General features: G+C 72.2%; 9 protein-coding genes and 2 pseudogenes. 5 read left to right on the top strand and 6 right to left on the bottom strand.

Annotation, left to right across the window (positions count from 1 at the left end; all coding sequences use genetic code 11):
* Nucleotides 1–160: 160 nt before the first annotated feature.
* The 4 genes and pseudogenes from AB0P07_RS34845 to AB0P07_RS34830 all read right to left on the bottom strand — a co-directional run.
* A pseudogene (locus AB0P07_RS34845) lies at nt 161–359 on the bottom strand (YeeE/YedE thiosulfate transporter family protein); the annotation flags it as partial.
* Nucleotides 360–487: 128 nt separating this feature from the next.
* The gene (gene htpG / locus AB0P07_RS34840; protein WP_365557972.1) at nt 488–2,413 is read right to left on the bottom strand and encodes a molecular chaperone HtpG; all 1,926 of its coding nucleotides are present in this window, start codon (nt 2,411–2,413) and stop codon (nt 488–490) included.
* An 85-nt stretch (nt 2,414–2,498) separates the two neighbouring features.
* Nucleotides 2,499–2,831, bottom strand: coding sequence for a DUF4303 domain-containing protein (locus AB0P07_RS34835; RefSeq protein WP_365557971.1), 333 nt, complete (start codon nt 2,829–2,831; stop codon nt 2,499–2,501).
* Between the two features lie 46 nt (nt 2,832–2,877).
* A pseudogene (locus AB0P07_RS34830) lies at nt 2,878–3,138 on the bottom strand (IS3 family transposase); the annotation flags it as partial.
* Nucleotides 3,139–4,351: 1,213 nt separating this feature from the next.
* On the opposite strand from AB0P07_RS34830, the gene AB0P07_RS34825 reads away from it, so the two are divergent.
* Nucleotides 4,352–6,733, top strand: coding sequence for a LuxR C-terminal-related transcriptional regulator (locus tag AB0P07_RS34825; protein ID WP_365557969.1), 2,382 nt, complete (start codon nt 4,352–4,354; stop codon nt 6,731–6,733).
* A gap of 146 nt (nt 6,734–6,879) precedes the next feature.
* Here AB0P07_RS34825 and AB0P07_RS34820 read toward each other — a convergent pair whose 3' ends face one another.
* Nucleotides 6,880–9,114, bottom strand: coding sequence for a pyridoxal-phosphate dependent enzyme (locus tag AB0P07_RS34820; protein WP_365557968.1), 2,235 nt, complete (start codon nt 9,112–9,114; stop codon nt 6,880–6,882).
* A gap of 25 nt (nt 9,115–9,139) precedes the next feature.
* Entirely contained in the window at nt 9,140–9,367 is a 228-nt protein-coding gene (locus AB0P07_RS34815; protein WP_365557965.1) for an MbtH family protein, read from the bottom strand.
* 243 nt (nt 9,368–9,610) lie between these two features.
* Here AB0P07_RS34815 and AB0P07_RS34810 point away from each other — a divergent pair, with 243 nt between their 5' ends.
* The 4 genes from AB0P07_RS34810 (at nt 9,611) to AB0P07_RS34795 (ending at nt 16,794) form a co-directional block, all read left to right on the top strand.
* Entirely contained in the window at nt 9,611–10,237 is a 627-nt protein-coding gene (locus tag AB0P07_RS34810; protein ID WP_365557963.1) for a TetR family transcriptional regulator, read from the top strand.
* Between the two features lie 153 nt (nt 10,238–10,390).
* Nucleotides 10,391–13,135: a LuxR family transcriptional regulator gene (locus tag AB0P07_RS34805; protein ID WP_365557961.1), complete on the top strand. Its 2,745-nt coding sequence runs from the start codon at nt 10,391–10,393 to the stop codon at nt 13,133–13,135.
* Between the two features lie 117 nt (nt 13,136–13,252).
* A complete protein-coding gene (locus tag AB0P07_RS34800; protein ID WP_365557960.1) occupies nt 13,253–16,153 on the top strand; it encodes an AAA family ATPase in 2,901 nt (966 codons plus the stop codon).
* A 269-nt stretch (nt 16,154–16,422) separates the two neighbouring features.
* The gene (locus AB0P07_RS34795) at nt 16,423–16,794 is read left to right on the top strand and encodes a nuclear transport factor 2 family protein (protein ID WP_365557958.1); all 372 of its coding nucleotides are present in this window, start codon (nt 16,423–16,425) and stop codon (nt 16,792–16,794) included.
* Nucleotides 16,795–16,863: the final 69 nt, after the last annotated feature.

The following is a 16,863-nucleotide window of genomic DNA, read 5'->3' as shown; positions in this document are numbered from 1 at the left end:
ACCGTTCCTCCACGCCTACAACTACCATCGCTGCCACACCGCACTCGGAGGTCAGCCACCGATCAGCCGTGTCAACAACGCAGCGGGTCAATACACCTAGCGGCGCCCTCAGCGGCCCGTGCGGCGCAGTCCTGACCCCTGTGCCGCACGGGCATCCTCGTCAGCAGACGCCGTCGCCCGGCTTGGGGTTGCCCAGCCCGAACAGCGGCCGCAGCCTGAGGCCCACCCAGGTGCCGGCCAGCGCGAAGGCGCCCCACAGCCAGCCGCTGAGGCTGCCGGAGGCGATGCCCGCCAGGTAGGCGTCGATGTTGCAGGCCGGCCAATCGGGCCCCGACGCCCATCAGCACACCGCCGAGCATGCGAAGAGGCTGCTCCGGATGCCACGCCGTCTCGCCATGCGGATGACGGACGGCGCGGCATCCGGGTGCTTACGGATCCCGCGCCCTTCGGGAGTCGTGTCCTTCCGGACTCGTGTCCTTCCGGCCGGTTAGAGGGTGCGCTCCAGGCGGTCCGCCATCAACTGCACGAACCGCGCGGGCTCCTTGGGCCGGCCGCCCTCGGCGAGCACCGCGAGGGCGTGCAGCAGTTCGGCGGTCTCCGTGAGCTCCGCGCGGTCCCGCTGGTCGGTCCAGGCCCGGTTCAGGGTCTTCACCAGCTGGTGTTCCGGGTTGAGTTCGAGGATGCGCTTGGCGCTGGGCACCTCCTGCCCCATCGCCCGGTACATGTTCTCCAGCGCCGGCGTCAGCTCACCGGCGTCGGAGACGACGCAGGCCGGCGAGACGGTGAGTCGGGAGGAGAGGCGGACCTCCTTGACGTCCTCGCCCAGGTGCTCGGTCATCCAGCCGAGCAGCCCGGCGTACTCCTCGCCCTGCTTCTCCTTCTCTGCCTCGCTCTTGTCGTCCTCGGTGCCGGAGAGGTCGATCTCGCCCTTGGCCACCGACCGCAGCGTCCTGCCCTCGTACTCCCCCACCGCGTCGACCCAGACCTCGTCGACGGCGTCGGTGAGCAGGAGGACCTCGACGCCCTTGGCCCGGAACGCCTCCATGTGCGGGGAGTTCTCGAGGGCCGCACGGGACTCGCCCGTCATGTAGTAGATGTCGTCCTGCCCGTCCTTCATCCGCTCCACGTAGTCCTTGAGCGAGGTGGGCTCGTCGGCGTCGTGGGTGGAGGCGAAGGAACAGGCGGCGAGGATCGCGTCCCGGTTGTCGGAGTCGGTGACCAGGCCTTCCTTCAGCACCGCGCCGAACTCGCGCCAGAACGTGGCGTAGCGGTCCGGCGCCGACGTCCTGAGGTCCTTGACCGTCGACAGGACCTTCTTCGTCAGGCGGCGCTGGATCATGCGGATGTGGCGGTCCTGCTGGAGGATCTCGCGGGAGACGTTGAGCGAGAGGTCCTGCGCGTCGACCACGCCCTTGACGAAGCGGAGGTAGGGCGGCAGCAGTTCCTCGCAGTCGTCCATGATGAAGACGCGCTTCACGTAGAGCTGGACGCCGCGCTGGTAGCCCTGGGTGAACAGGTCGTGCGGGGCGTGCGAGGGCACGAAGAGCAGAGCCTGGTACTCGAAGGTGCCCTCCGCCTGGAGCCGGATCGTCTCCAGCGGGTCGCGCCAGTCGTGGCCGATGTGCTTGTACAGCTCGTGGTACTCGTCGTCGGACACCTCGTCGCGCGGGCGCGCCCAGAGGGCCTTCATCGAGTTGAGCGTCTCGGCCTCGCGAGCCTCGGCGCCGTCGCCGTCCTCACCCGGTTCCGGCAGCAGGCGGACCGGCCAGGTGATGAAGTCCGAGTACCGCTTGACGATCTCCTTGATCTTCCAGGTGGAGGTGTAGTCGTGCAGCTGGTTCTCGGCGTCGGCCGGCTTGAGGTGCAGGGTGACCGCGGTGCCCTGCGGGGCCTCGGGAATCCGCTCCAGGGTGTACGTGCCCTCACCCCGCGAGGTCCAGCGGGTGCCCTCGGTCTCGCCGGCGTGCCGGGTGACGAGAGTGACCTCGTCCGCGACCATGAAGCCCGAGTAGAAGCCGACGCCGAACTGGCCGATGAGTCCGTCGGCGCCGGCCCCGTCGCCGTTCCCGTCCCCGTCCTTGGACTCGCGCAGCTCCTGGAGGAACTTGGCGGTGCCCGAGTTGGCGATCGTGCCGATCAGCCGGGTGACCTCGTCGTACGACATGCCGATGCCGTTGTCCCGCACGGTCAGCGTGCGGGCGTCCTTGTCGACCTCCAACTCGATGTGCAGGTCGCTCACATCGGCACCGGGGGCGTCGTCGCGCAGGGCGGCGAGGCGCAGCTTGTCCAGCGCGTCGGAGGCGTTGGAAACGAGCTCGCGCAGAAAGACATCCTTGTTCGAGTAGACGGAGTGAATCATCAGCTGGAGCAGCTGACGCGCCTCTACCTGGAACTCAAACGTTTCGGTCGTCATGGCTGGTGAGTACCTCACAGATCCGTCGTGCGGCTGGCGGAAGTCACTCTAAAACAGCCCCGGCCCGCCCATGGGCGTCCTTCGGTCAGACCTCCTGGGGTGCGGCGGCCTCGGCCCGCCAGTCCGTCAGGGCCGCGGGCGGGTTCAGTCGCAGCGCACGCTCGTCGTCGCCCGGCTCGGACGGCAGGTCGAGGAGGTCTCCCCGGGCCGCGAAGAGGGGCCGGACCGGCGCCAGGTGTCCTTCGCCGTAGCAGCACAACGGGGAGTCCGCGCACGACCACTTGAGGGCGAGAGGCGCGCAGCCCTGTCGTTCCGACTCCGCCGCCGGGGTTTGGTGAGACCAGGCGGAACGCGCGGCCGTGGAGTCCGGCGAGCAGAGCGACGGGCGCCGACAGCGCGGCTCGGGACCGGTCCGCACCCCGCCCACCTGCGGCGCGGCGTCTGCGAGAAGTTCCGATGCGGCCGGCTATCGCCCAGCCGGCCAGCCGTCGCGATGCGAGGTCGATGACGGTCGCCAGGCAGCAGAACCTCCCGCCCTCGACGGGCAGGTAGGTGATGCCGCCGGCGTACTTCGTGTTCGGAGCCTGGACGTTGAAGTCGCGGCCGATCAGGTCCGGCGCCGTGTCCGCTGCCGCGCCGGGGACGGTGGTGCGGTGACGGCGGCGCAACCGGATCCCTTTGATTCCGGACGCGCGCATGATCCTGGCGACGCATTTGTGGTTGACCGTCTCACCGCGGTTCACCAGCGGCCGCGACTCGTACAGCGCGACCGCGTCCGCCTTGAACTCCGGCGGACAGTTCTTCATGACCACGAGATGTCCGTCCTCGGATCCTCAGGATCCGGTGTCTCGTGCGTCCAACATCAGGGGTCAAGGCCCATTGCGAAACTTCGCACTTCAACGGAACCGCGACTCCGACACCGACCCGCATCCGCCGTGTCCGCCCCGACCAGCCACGACGGCAAGGCCGCGTCAGCAGACGCTCCCCCAGTGTGCCGTGCGATTCCAGGGGCGCGTCCACTGCGATCGGCGTCGGCCACCGCCACGAGGGAGGCCGACGCCGACGCCCTGACTCACGACCGAGTACCTGAGCGAGGAGCCGATCAGCGCTCCAGTACCGCGCAGGTGTTGTCCGGACGGATGTGGTGGGCGACGGCGACCGGCAGCGCGAGCCGGGCGAGGACACCTGGTCGCAACGCGGCCGGACGGCAGCACGGGGCGACTCACGGTGGGCCGCCGATCGGGTGAAGGCGGAGCGGCGGGACTGAGCCCCCGCCGCGTCTGCCCACGGGAGTGCCGAGAAAGCGGGCCGTTTGGAGAGGGTGAGGGAAAACGGAGGAGATCCGACCTGCGCTGCCGGTGAAAACGGGCCCGCACGGCGACGTCCATGCGCCCTTCTGCCGCAGATAGTGCGAGAACTCCGTTCAGAACGGGCACGAAACGGTCTCTGCTCACAGAGAAACAGACGCACTGCCCCCGAACCCCCGAACCCCTGGACCACAGTATTTTGGGCGCGTGCAAATCATTGCTTGACCTGCGGACGCGACCATTTCTAGGCTCTGAGGCAATGAGTCAGAACACTCACGCCCAGCGGCTGAAGTGTTTCTCTCCACAGGCTACGGACGCTCATCCTTGCCCCGATTGCTGATTGCTGATTGCTGACGCCCCGGCGCCCACCGCACCGGCACCTTCTGCGATTCCCAGTAGCACCCTCGTCTTCCCCGACGCCGGCCTTGCCTCCCGAACCACTGCACGTCACCGCACCCGCCGACCCCCATGAAAGGTGTGTGCCATGTCCGCCCCCACGACTGTCACGTGCGACACATGCGGATCCCCACTGGCCCGGACCAAGCAGCACCGCTCCCCACAGCCCCGTGCGCGCTACTGCTCCAACGCCTGCCGCCAGCGCTCCTATCGGATGCGGCATCGATCCGGCGGTGTGGACGCAGGGCTGAGCAGCGAACACCTGACCCAGCTGAGCAGCTTTCTCGGCCGGACCGAGGAACTGGTCGAGCTGACCCGGCTGTTGCGCGAGGGCCGGCTTCTGACACTGACCGGGCCCGCCGGGGTGGGCAAGTCCCGCCTGGCGTTGGAGGTGGCCGGTCAGGAAGCACGGGGCCGCCGGAGCGAGGTGTCGGTGGTGAGGCTGAGCACCGTCACCGACGCGGACGCGGTACGCCGGCGGATCCTCGACGCGCTCGGCGACGAACCTGAAGGGCATGCCCCAGCGGACCGGCTGCTCGTCCTGGACGACTGCGACCACGTGCTGTACACCTGTGGAACCCTGCTGACCGAACTGCTCCCCGCCCGGCCACGGCTGAGCGTGCTGGCCACCAGCAGGGAGCCGCTGTGCCTGCCCGGTGAGTCGGTCTTCTCCGTACCCGGCCTCTCGCTGGGCGCCTGCGAACCCGTGGCCTCCCTTGCCGACGTCCTGCGGTCGGACGCGGTCACGCTCTTCGTCGACCGGGCCCGTGCGATGGCCCCGGACTTCCGGCTCAGCCGGGACAACGCCGGCGACGTGGCCGAGATATGCGCGCGTCTGGACGGGCTGCCGCTGCCGATCGAGATGGCGGCCCGGCTGGTCCGGGTCTTCCCGCCGGCCGAGATCCGCTCCCGACTGCACGACCGGCTGGCGCTCCTGACGAACGGCTGGCGGCTCGCCGACGAGCACCACCGGAGTCTTCGCGCGGCGCTGGAGTGGGGGTACGCGCTGCTCGGCCCGGTGGAACAGGCGGTGCTGCGAAGGCTTTCGGTCCTGCCGGGTGGATTCGGGCCGGATGCGGCCGTTGCCGTCACGGCCGACCTGCCGGACGCGGCGACCGCGTTGCCGGAACTCCTGGTCGCCCTGGAAGCGAAGTCCGTCATCACACCACTGCCCAGGGCAAGCGGCGGGACGCGCTTCCGGATGCTGGAGTCCATGCTGTGTTTCGGGCAGGAGCGGCTTGTCTCGGAGGGGGAGGACACGGCGGCGTACGAACGGCTGACGGCCTGGCTGACATCGTTGTCACAGCCACTGCGGGAGGAGGCGGTGGTCCCGGCGGCGACGCTTGACAGACTGGCCGGGGAGCGAGTCAACCTCGCGCACGCGGTGCGGTGGCTGGCATGGGGTTCCGACGAGCGCCAGCTTCTCCTGGCCGGGGCGCTGGCGGCGGTGGAGGAGACGCAGGGGCAAGGCCTTGAGGTGGCCGAACTGGTGGAGCACGCCCTGGAGCAGGCCGGGTCGGGATCCGTTTATCGTGCCGTGGCGCTGGAGGCGGCGGCCCTGACCGGCCAGGACGCCGGGACGGACGGGGCGGCGCGGCGGATTGACGAGGCTGTGCGGGGCGAGCGGCGTCGGGGCCGTTCACCGCTGTTGGGGCGGCTGCTGCTGGTACGAGGGACCCTGCGTCAGGTGCGGGACGAGAGCCGGGCGGCGGTCAGCGATTTGGAGGACTCGCTGGAGATCGGTCTGCGGTCGCGGCACGACGGCCTGGTGGCTCTGAGCCTGGGCGCTCTCGCCCGGTACCGGCTGGAGAGCGGCGACCCGGCCGGCGCGGAACGCGACCTCGACCGGGCGCTGCCTGTGCTGCGCGGCGAAGTGGTTCCGCCCTGGCTGGGCCCCGTGCTGTCCACCGCCGGCTCGCTGGCGCTGGAACTGGGCGACGCGCGACGGGCGGAGGAGTACTTCGCCGAGGCGCTGCGCTGCCGGGCACATCGCCGCGGGGACGTGGCACGCGCGTTGGAGGGGCTCGCGCTGGTCGCCATCCGCGGCTACCGGTTCGACCGGGGGGTACAACTGCTGGGCGCCGCTGAGCGGCTGCGCGGCGGAGGGAGCGGGGAGAGCGGCTGGTGGCGGCTGCGCATACAGCGGGCGCGTGAGACCGCGATGCGGGCGCTGCCCGTGGGCCGGGCCGAATCCTGGCTGGAGGCGGGGCGTGCGATGCCGTGGCGGCAGACGCTGTGCGTGGCGCTCGGCGAGGAACGGACGGAGACCCGGGTCAGGGGGGCCGCACATCCCCTGAGCAGGCGGGAGCAGGACGTGGCCGCGTTGGTTGTGGAGGGTCTGACCAACCGGCAGATCGCCGCGCGGATCCATGTGTCTGTCCGCACAGTGGAGACTCACATCCGTCATATCCGCACCACGCTGGGCCTGCGATCGCGGGCGCACATCGCTGCGTGGGCAGCGCAGCAGCAGGGCGACGTGCCCGAGGCGCCCTCACCGGCCGCCTCCTGGCCGGCGACAACCGTGCCCCTGTGGCGGCTCTTCGAACCCGCGGAGCCGCCGCGGGGGGTGAGGGCCGGCGGCAGAGCCGCCCGGCCGGAACTGCGGGGCAGCGTGTAACCGCCGTACGGGCTGCGGTGTCCTGCCGCCGTGGCCCGTCCTCCTCACCCGCGCCGCGGTGGCAGGGGCAGGGGTTCGCCCGGGACACGGAAAGGGGTGGGCCGGGGCCGTACCGCCCCGGTGCGGACGGCCGGCGGTGCCCCGTCTCACGCGGCCGGGGTGGTTTCCACCCGGATCAGTGCCGTCGCCGTCTCCAGCGCGGTCTCGACCTCCTGCCGCGTCGAGCCGACCGCGACGACGTGGCCCAGGCGATCGTAGGCGTCCCGCGGCGGGCACACCGTCCGCCCCGCGCTCCCGGTGGTGACGACGGACGTGATGCCGGGAACCCGGGCGGCCTCGGCAGCACCGGTGATGGCGGTCAGTCGCCCGCTATCCGTGACGGTCAGGAACCGCAGGCCGGCGTGCCGGGCCCGGTCCGCACCCAGTGCGAGGGGGCGTCCGGTAACCGCGCGCAGGTGTTGGTCCAGCAGGTCGATGCCGGTCGCGGCGCGCACCAGTTCGGGGATCATGCCGCCGGCCAGTCGTCCGTTGACCTCGATGACGACGGGTCCCGCCGGGGTCAGGCGGACCTCCACGTGGGCGGGGCCGAGTTCGAAGCCGATCGCCTCGAGTGCGTGCCGCGCGCTCTCCGCGAGTTCCGCCTCGGCCGCGGCGGGCAGTACGGCCGGGAAGAGGTGCCCGGTCTCGACGAAGTACGGCAGCGCGGTGGTGGTCCGCTCGGTGATGCCGACGCACACGGCCTCACCTCCGGTGCAGAACATCTCCACGCTGTACTCCGGGCCCCGCGCGAATTCCTCGACAAGCACCTTGCCCGCACGCTTTTGGCCCCGGACGTTCTCGGTGGCGGCGAAGATGCTCGCGGCCTGCGCGAGGGCACTCGCCTCGTCGGCGCACCAACGCACGTCCTGCGAGCCGGAGCCGTCGGCCGGTTTGACCACACAGGGCAGGCCCACACGGGCGACGGCGGCAGCGACACCGTCGCCCGATTCGACGACGACGTGGGCGGGCTGCGGCACACCCGCCTCGCTCAGCACCGCCCTGCTCAGGGACTTGTCGCGGCACAGCGCGGCGGTGTCGGGAGCGTGTCCGGGCCGCCGGAACGACCGCGCCAGCAGCGCCGCGTGGACGAGGTAGAAATCGCTGGTGGTGGTGACCCCGGCCACCGAACGTCTCGCAGAGGCCGAATCCGCGGCGGCACGCACGGCCGCGGCGTCCTCGGTGTCGCAGCGAACGACGGGACAACCGGTCTCCTCCAGTCCCGCGTAGCGGGCCGGGTCCTTCGTCAGGAGGACCGGGGCGAGGCCCAGCCGGGTCGCGGTCCGCAGGGCCAGCATGCCGGTGCCGGTGGTGTTGGACTCGACGAAGAAGAGCACAGGTCGGTCCCGGCGCGGGATCACCGCGCAGGACCAGCTGTGGACCGTCGTACCGAAGGGCACCTCGGTGGGGGCGGTGGCGACGGGACCGGCGGCCTCGTGGCGGTAGACGGTCTCGGCATAGCGGTCCCCGCGGTCCGGCATGATGCCCACGAGCCGGGTCCCGGGCGCGGCACGGGCCGCGAGGTGGGTGAGGACCCGGTAGACCGAACCGGAGGTGTTGCCGGCGAAGATCTTCTCCTCTCTCGCGAGGCGCTTCGTCGCGTCGAAGGCCTCGTCGTCGGAGAGCCAGTGGACCTCGTCGAAGAGCCGGTAGTCGATGTTGTCGGGGTGGAGGCTGTTCCCCAGACCGCTCTGTTTGCGGGTGGCGAGGTCGGGCTGGCCGAACAGGACGCTGCCGACGCAGTCGACGCCCACCACCTTCAGGTCGGGCAGGTGCTCCAGGAGCGCGGCGGAGGTGCCGCAGAGCGAGCCGCCGCTGCCGACGGAACCGACCAGGACGTCAACGGTGCCCAGGTCGTGGAGGAGTTCGGCGGCGAGGGTGCGGTAGGCGGTCGGGTTGTCCGGGTTGCTGTACTGCTGCGGCCACCAGGCGCCCGGCAGGTCGCGCATCAGGTCGGCGAGTCGCTCGAGGCGTGCGCTCTGCCAGCCCTGGGCGGTCATGGCCTCCACGATGTGCACGCTGCAGCCCATCGCCTCCAGCTTGGCGAGGGTGACGGGGTCGATGCGGGGGTCGGTGACGATGTGCACCGGGTGTCCGAGGTAGGTGCCGACCAGGGCGACACCGAGGGCCATGGTGCCGGAGGAGCTCTCCACGATGGGGGCACCTTCTCGCAGCGCACCGGTGCGGCGGGCCTCGAGGATGATGCGGCGGGCGACGCGGTCCTTCATGGCGTAGGGGTTGAGCAGTTCGAGCTTGGCATAGACCTCGACGCCGTCGGGGGCGTCCGTCCGCAGCCGGACGGACGGGGTGTTCCCGATGGCGTCGACGAGGGTGTCGTGTCGCATGCGCGCTCCTCGGGGTGTGCCCGGGTCAGTCTTCCATGGCCTCGATCAGGCTCCTGGGCCGCAGGTCGGTCCAGTTCTTCTCGATGTGGGCCAGACACGCCTCGCGGCTGTCCTCGTCGTGCGCGACGGTCCAGCCGTCGGGGACCTCCGCGAACGCGGGCCACAGGGAGTGCTGCCCCTCGTCGTTGACGAGAACCCGGAAGGTGGCGTCCGGATCGTCGAACGGGTTCACTGTCCCACCGTCCCTTCCCATGTCTTCGCACGGTGGCCGTTCCACCGTCGCGCCGTCATCCTCACGGCACGTACCGGGGCCGGTCCTCGGTGGGATCCACCGTTACGGCGCCGAGGAGGCCTCCGCCTCGCAACGTGCCTGCTAGAACTGGGGCCGTGTTCCGGGAGTTTGCCGGATGGGGGGCTGCCGGGGTGCGGATTTCGCAGCCGCCCGTGGGCGCGCCGAAACAGGACAAGCGCCTGCCATCACCAACTTGAGGACGCGATGTACAGGAAACCGCCGTCCAGCCCCGTGCACGGCCGTACCTTCACCCAGGAGGCGCGGAGGGCGCAGATCGTCGAGGCCACGATCGAGACGCTGGCCGAGATGGGTCACACGAAGACGTCGTTCACGGCGATCTGCAAACATGCGAACCTGAGCAGCACCGGCCTGATCTCCTACCATTTCGCGGGAAAACCGCAATTACTCAGGGAGGTCACCAGGACCATCGTGGCCAGGGCGGGCACCCTGCGGACCAGCCGTGTCGTGCGGGAGGCGACGTACCGCGGAAAACTGGTCGCCTACATCGCCTCGTACTTCGACTTCGTGGACCGCTACCCGGCGCACGCCCGGGCACTCGTCGAGATCGCCGCACTCGTCCGCGAGCGGCCGTCGGCGGAACTGGACGACGTCGCGCGCAGCGCGTTGTCGGTGGAGAGCTTGGTGACACTGCTGGAAGAAGGATGCCGTGCGGGCGAGTTCCGCATCGCCGACCCGCCGGTGCTGGCGCTGACCGTGCAGGGCGCACTCGACAACGTGGTCCGTCATCACGAGTTGTTCGCCGTTGCCGAGCTGGACCACCTGGCCCGGGAGCTCACGGAGATCTTCACCCGTTGCGCTCTGTCCCCGTAATGGCCCGTCGCGGTGCGTGAACCGTTCGTCCGGGTGATGCGTACTGGATTCGGACGCGGTGGCGGGCCCGGCGGTGTCCGGCGCTCGCCGGTCCGGGGCTGGGTAGAAGTACGTACGGGGACGGCCGCCGGAGCGCACGGGAACGGGACGACTTTGCTGCTACTGGAACGTGAGACCGAACTGGCGCTGGCGGCTGCCTGCCTGCGCCGGGCCACGGCGGGACACGGATCTCTGCTGCTGGTCGAGGGCCCGCTCGGCACGGGCAGATCGTCGTTCCTGGAGGCACTGCCCGAGCAGGCGCCGGGTGGGCGGATCACGGTTCTCAGGGCTCAGGCGTCCAGCTCGGAGCGCCGGCTGGCGTTCGGTGTGGTCGACCAACTGGTGGAGTCCGCGGCCTGCGCCGCGGCGACGGCGGAGTCCGGCAGGGCGCGGCGGCCCTGCGACTACGCGCACCGTGAGCCGGCCGGTGACCGGGTGTCCCTGTCGGATGTCCTGGACGCAGTGCCCGGCGAGGGTACGGTACTTGTCCTGGTCGACGATCTGCACTGGTGCGACGCGGAGTCGCTGGCGGAGCTCTCGAAGGGCCTGGCCGGACGGCACGATCGCCGCGTGGTGTTCGCCATGTCGCTGCCGTCCGGGGTCGTGCCCGCTGCGGGTTCCGTCCTGCGCGGGCTGGTGGACGCGGCGGACCGGAGGGTCCGGCTGGGCCCGCTCGGCCCCGAGGCCGTGCGCCGGTCGGTCGAGGCCGCCCTGGGCGGGAGCGCGGACGCGGAGTTCGTGGCGGCCGTGCGGGTGCGGTCCGCCGGCAGTCCACTGCTGCTCCGGTCCCTGCTGGACGAGGCCTACTCCCGCGGTCTGCGGCCCCGGGCCCGGGGCGCGGAGCTGGCGCGTACGCTCCGCTCCGACGTCCTGTGCCAGTACCTGACCGCGTTCCTGCGGTCCCAGCCCGACGCGCTCCGCCGCACCGTGCACGCCCTGTGCGTCCTGGGCGGTGACGCGGACCGACGGGTCGCTGCCCTGCTGGCGGGCCTGGACGCGGCGGGGTACGCGGAGGCGGTCGGCGCGCTGCGCCGCTGGGGGCTGGGCCGGCCGGGGGACGAGGAGTACGGCACGCTCCTGTGGGACGCGCTGGCGGACGGTGTCCCGGCGGACGAACTCACCGATATGCGCAACCGCGCCGCGGTGCTGCTGCACCGGACGGGGCACTCCGTGGAGGCCGCCGCCGGGCAGCTCATGTCGGTGCACACTCTGCGGGCTCCCGGCGCCGCGGGGATCCTGCGTGCCGCTGCCGACCGCGCTCTGGCACGGGGAGCGCCGCGCGACGCGGCCCGCTATCTGCGCCAGGCTCTGCTGGACGGCTCGTGCACGGGCCCGCTCCGGGCCCGGGTGCTGACCGATCTCGCCGTGGCGGAGCGGCAGTTCGCGACCGTTGCCGCGCTGCGGCACGTGGTCGAGGCGCTGCCGTTGTTCGAGTCCGCCCTGGACCGTGCCGCCGCCGCCGTGCAGTTGGGCCCGCTGCTCTACCAGCCCTCGGAATCCGGCATCGCCGCCCTGACCGGGGACCTGGCGGCCCAACTGCGAACGCGGGGCGGTGAAGACGCCGCGGCGGCCGAACTCACGATGCGTCTGGAGGCCCGCCACTACGCCCTGAGCGCCCAGGATCCCGCGGTCGTCCCCGCCGCCCTGCGCCGGCTCGGCGAGCTGGGCGCCCGACCGCCCGTGAGGACGGTGGGCGAACGGGAACTGCTCGCCGCGCTCATCCACATCGCGTTCGTCACCAACAAGGCGTCGGCCGAGCGGGTGGCGGACCTCGGGGCATCCCTCATGGCGCTCGAACCGCCGGATCCCCGCCATGCCCACACTCCCCTGCCGCTGGCGGTGAACGCCCTGGCCGCCGCGGAGAACACCGCCGAGACGGTCCGCTGGCTGGACGCGGTCGACCGGCGCGTCGGCCAGAACGCGGACGCCGAGACGGCCGTACTGCGGGCGGAGCGCGCCATGGTGGCCCTCTCCCACGGCCGGATCGCCGAGGCCCGCCGGACGGTCGTACCGACCGGTGCCGCGGAGGAGGCGCAGGCCCGTGCCTCGGCCCTCTGCACCGCCGTCCACGCCATCGTCACCCTGCGCAGCGACGAGCCCGAGCTGGCCGAGGGGCTGCTCACCGGCAATCTCTGCCACCACCGGGACCAGTACCACGCCGCGCTCCTGCACATGGCGCGCGGTCTGCTCGCGGCGCGGCGTCGGCACGACCGCATCGCCCTCCACCACTTCCGTACGGCCGGTGAGCGGCTGGAGCGGATCGGCTGGTCGAATCCCGCCGTGCTGCCGTGGTCCTCCCGGGCGGCCCTCGTACACCTCCGGCTGGGCGAGCAGGACCGGGCGCTGGCCGCGGCACGGCTGGAAGTGGAGCGGGCCCGCGCGTGGGGCGCGCCGTCCGCACAGGGGCGGGCGCTGGTGGCGCTGGGCCGCGTCACTCCCGGCCGCCGGGGAACGAACCTGCTGGCGGAGGCGGTCTCCGTGCTGGAGCGGTCCACGAACGCCGACGAGCTGTGCCGGGCGCTGTACGCCTACGGCAGCAGGGAGGGCGTGGACGGGCGACGGGCCGGAAGGGCGCTGGAACGGGCCCGCGAGCTGTCCGTCCTGTGCGGTGCGGACCGGATGACGCGGCTGATCCGGGAGCAGATCGGCCGACGCCCCGCCGTGTCCGGGCAAGCGCCCGAACTCACCCCGTCCGAGGCGCGGGTCGCCAGGCTGGCGGCCGCCGGACTGCACAACGCGGACATCGCACGCGAACTCCAGGTGTCCAAGCGCATGATCGAGAGGTACCTGACCAACGCCTACCGCAAGCTCGACATCAGCGGGCGCCACGCCCTTCCACCGGACGTCGGCGCGCGATGAACGGCACACCGAACCCGTGGACCGCAGTGTTTCCACCGCGAGCGAGGGTTTGCTTGACCGAGCAGGATTCCACTTCCTAAGGTCGATCCCACTCGATCATGAGGTGATCAGGACCGGGTGCACGGCGCTGGGAGGCGGGTCACTATCACTACGTCGGGCGTCCAGGGCCAGAAGCTGCCGGCCGGTCGGACGCGGCTCGTCGAACGTGAGCGGGAGATCGCTGTCCTGCGCACCCTCGTGCGCCGGACCGCGGCAGGACGCACCGGCCTCGTCGTCGTCAAGGGGCCGGCCGGCATCGGCAGGACGGCGCTCCTGGGGGCGCTGGCCGAGGAGGCCGGGCGCCGCGGGCTGCGCGTCGTCAGAACGGCGGGAGCGCGGGAACGGATGCTCCGCTTCGGCTCTCCGGGCGCTCCGACCGACACCACGGCCCACGACGGCCGCGCCATGGCCACCCCGGGCCGGCGGCCCTCTCCCCCGGGGCGGCGGGCACGCGTCCTTCTCGCCTCGCCCGATACCACCGCCGCACCACCCCTTGACGGCCCGCTCCTCACCCACCGGCAGGTGATGGGTTGCGCCGTGGCGACGCGTCCGACGCTCCTGTCGGTCGACGACGCCGACCGCGCCGACCTGGAGTCGATCAGGGCGCTGGTCCGCCTCATGCGGACCCGGCAGGACCTGCCGGTCCTGCTGGCCCTCGGCTGGCGCGACGGTGAGGAGCCGATCGCGCCCATGGAATGGGCGACCCGCTCGATGCTCGAGGTGATCAGGCCGCGGCCACTGTCCGGGCAGGGGGCCGCGACGGTGGTGCACCGGCTGGCGGGGACCGCCGTCGAGGCCCGGTTCCAGGCGGACTGCCTGACCGCGACCAGCGGTGTCCCCTCGCTGGTGACGGGGCTGGTCGCCGGCCTGGACGAGCTGCGCCTGCCGTTGACGGGCGCCGGCCTCGAAGCGGCGAGCGCGGGCGACATACCGGTGTTCGGGGCACGGGTGCGGTGTCTCCTGCACGGGCAGTCCCCTGTCGCGATGCGTGCGGCGCAGGCCATGGCCGTGCTGGGCGACGGGACGGATACCACCACCGCGGCCGGTCTGGCGCGGGTGGAGACAACCGCGTTCACCCGCTCCCTGCACAGGCTGGAGACGATCGGGCTGGTCCGGGCGTTGGCCGGGGACACCTGGTCCTTCGCGCACCCGGCCGTCCGGAACGCGGTCCTGACGGGAACCCCGGCCGGGACCCGGAGGGACCTGCACGGGCGCGCCGCCCGGCTGCTGCACGACAGCGGAGCACCGGCCGACGCCATCGCCGTGCACCTGCCGGCGTCACCGGCAGTCGCCCGGGAACCGTGGGCGACTGCCCTGCTGCGGGAGGAGGCCCGCACGGCACTCCTGCGCGGCGCCGCGGAACACGCGGTGAGGTTACTGCGGTCCTGCGTCCCGCCGGGGCGCGAGGACAGCTGCGACCCGGTGCTGGTGATGGAACTGGGCATCGCCGAGAGCAGGGTGGACGCGGAGTCCGGCATCGGGCACCTGACGTCCGTGCTGGACCGCCTGCCCGACCCCGACCTGCGTCTGACGGCCCTCAGCACGCTCGTCGGAGCCCTGACGCGCACCGGCAGGACAGGACGTGCGGCCCAGTTGCTGGCCGCCCAGGACACCGGTTCGCCCTCCGGACGGGCTCGTCTCCAGCTGCTGGAGGCGGACATGCTGTTGGCCGCGACCGACAACCGCGAGGCCTATACGGGCCTGCTCGAAAGGGCCTCGCTGCGTCTGGACCTGCCCGGCACGACCCCGGCGGAGCGGGCCCTGCTGGCGGGCCGTGCCTTCATCGCGGTGAGTCGGGCCGAGCACCTTCCGCAGGCCCTGTCCGCGGCGGACAGGGTGCTGCGCAACGGTACCCCGATCACCGACTCCCCCGTCTCGCTGGCCGCCGCGGCCACCGCGCTGGCGTACGCGGACCGTCCCGCCGACGCCGCCCACGTGTACCGGCAGTTGCTGGAGGGTGCCGACGCCGTGCCCGACCACCTGCGGGCGGGTCTGCTCGCCCTGGACGCTGAGGCCGCCCAGCGGCTGGGGCGTATCGACCAGGCGCTCCGCTCCACGGTCCAGGCCCTGGGGTCGACGCCCGGCGCACGGGTCACCCACCACCAGACGCTGGCACTGGCGGTCCGGCTGCACGCGCTCCTCGACCGGGGCGACGTCGTGGCGGCCGACGCCCTGGCCGGTACGGTGCCGCCGGACGCCATCGACGACGCCTGGCAGTGGAGCGAGTACCTCGCCGCCCGCGGGCGCCTCCGGCTGGCCCAGGACGACCCGGTGGCCGCGGTGGCGGACCTGACGGAGTGCGGCCGCCGGCAGGAGCTGTGGCAGCGGACGAACCCGGCCGCCTCGCCGTGGTGGTACTGGGCCGGCCACGCCCACCTGGCCGTCGGCGACCCGGCCGAGGCCGGCCGGCTGGCCACCCGGGCCGTGGATCTCGCGCACTCCGCCGACTTCCCCGTCGCCCTGGGCACGGCGCTGGAGCTGCTGGCCTCGGCGGGCGGGGAACGCGGGCGGCTGCAGATCCTCGAGGACGCCGAGAGCGTGCTGGCGCAGAGCGGGGCCGCGCTCTCGCTGGCACGGACCCGGGTGGCCCTCGGCCGTGCGCTGCTGCGGGCCGGGCACGTCGGACCGGCCCGGAAGGTGCTGCGCCGGGGCTGGGACGAGTCGCACGCGCTCGGTGCCCACGCCCTGCACGACGAGGCGCACGGTCTGCTGCTCAGCGCGGGGGCCCGGCCGCGGCGCGCCACCTCGCGCGGTGCGGGCGAACTCACCCGCAGCGAGAAGCAGGTGGCACGGCTGGCGGCGGCGGGGCGGACCAACCGGCAGATCGCGGAGGCACTCTTCGTCACGCGCCGTACGGTGGAACTGCACCTGACCTCGGTCTACCGCAAGCTCGGCCTGTCGGGACGGAAGGAGTTGCGGAGCGCCCTGGCGCGGTCGCGGGGCGCCACGGACCCCGCTCCCACCGGTCGCGAGCGGTGACCCGGGGGCCGACCGGCGCCGGCTCCAACGACCGTGCCGCTCATCGGACTTCTTTTCCCGGTGGGCTGCCCCGACGCACCGAAGTGTGTCTAGTCTTGCAGGAGTCGCACAGCTCTCGCAGAACTCGCGCAGCCAGGCCGTTCGCCTGTCGTCTGCCGGATCCGTTCTCGCCCACCGCGGGCCGGGTCCCTCTCTCCCCCCACCGTCGGCGCCGGTCGGCTCCCCGTCGCGCGGAGCACCGAGCGCCCTCATGACCGGAAGGAAACGGCATGACCGCTTTCGAGGTGGAGCAGATCGCCGAACGAGTCCGCCGCTACTACGCGTTGGTGGACGACGGAGACGTCCGGGGAGTGGTCGGGCTCTTCGCCGACCGCGCGGTGTACGAGCGTCCCGGCTACGAGCCGATCGTCGGACGGGACGGGCTCGACGCCTTCTACCGTGATGAACGGGTCATCGACACGGGAAGTCACACGGTCGTCAGGCTGGTGGTCGGGGCGGGCGACGCCGCCGTCGAGGGTGAGTTCCGCGGGACGCTGAAGGACGGCAGCGAGGTGGGCCTGCGGTTCGCCGACTTCTTCCGGCTGAACGGGGACCTGCTCTTCGAGGCCCGCAACACCTACTTCTTCTCGCCGATGGTCTGAGCGTGGGGCGGCGCCGCGCGTAACGGTGGCTGACACCGATGTTCCGGGCGCCGCCGCCCGCGAGGATTC

Source organism: Streptomyces sp. NPDC085944 (genome assembly GCF_040686295.1).
In the GTDB taxonomy this organism is placed as follows: domain Bacteria; phylum Actinomycetota; class Actinomycetes; order Streptomycetales; family Streptomycetaceae; genus Streptomyces; species Streptomyces salinarius.
The sequence above is the reverse complement of the archived record's forward strand: the minus strand, read 5'-3'. Positions and strand labels throughout refer to the sequence as shown.

What these genes read in the sequence shown, in the direction of transcription:
- htpG (WP_365557972.1), bottom strand. Translation starts at nt 2,413, where the DNA reads ATGACGACCGAAACGTTTGAGTTCCAGGTAGAGGCGCGTCAGCTGCTC.
- AB0P07_RS34820 (WP_365557968.1), bottom strand. Translation starts at nt 9,114, where the DNA reads ATGCGACACGACACCCTCGTCGACGCCATCGGGAACACCCCGTCCGTC.
- AB0P07_RS34815 (WP_365557965.1), bottom strand. Translation starts at nt 9,367, where the DNA reads ATGGGAAGGGACGGTGGGACAGTGAACCCGTTCGACGATCCGGACGCC.
- AB0P07_RS34810 (WP_365557963.1), top strand. Translation starts at nt 9,611, where the DNA reads ATGTACAGGAAACCGCCGTCCAGCCCCGTGCACGGCCGTACCTTCACC.
- AB0P07_RS34795 (WP_365557958.1), top strand. Translation starts at nt 16,423, where the DNA reads ATGACCGCTTTCGAGGTGGAGCAGATCGCCGAACGAGTCCGCCGCTAC.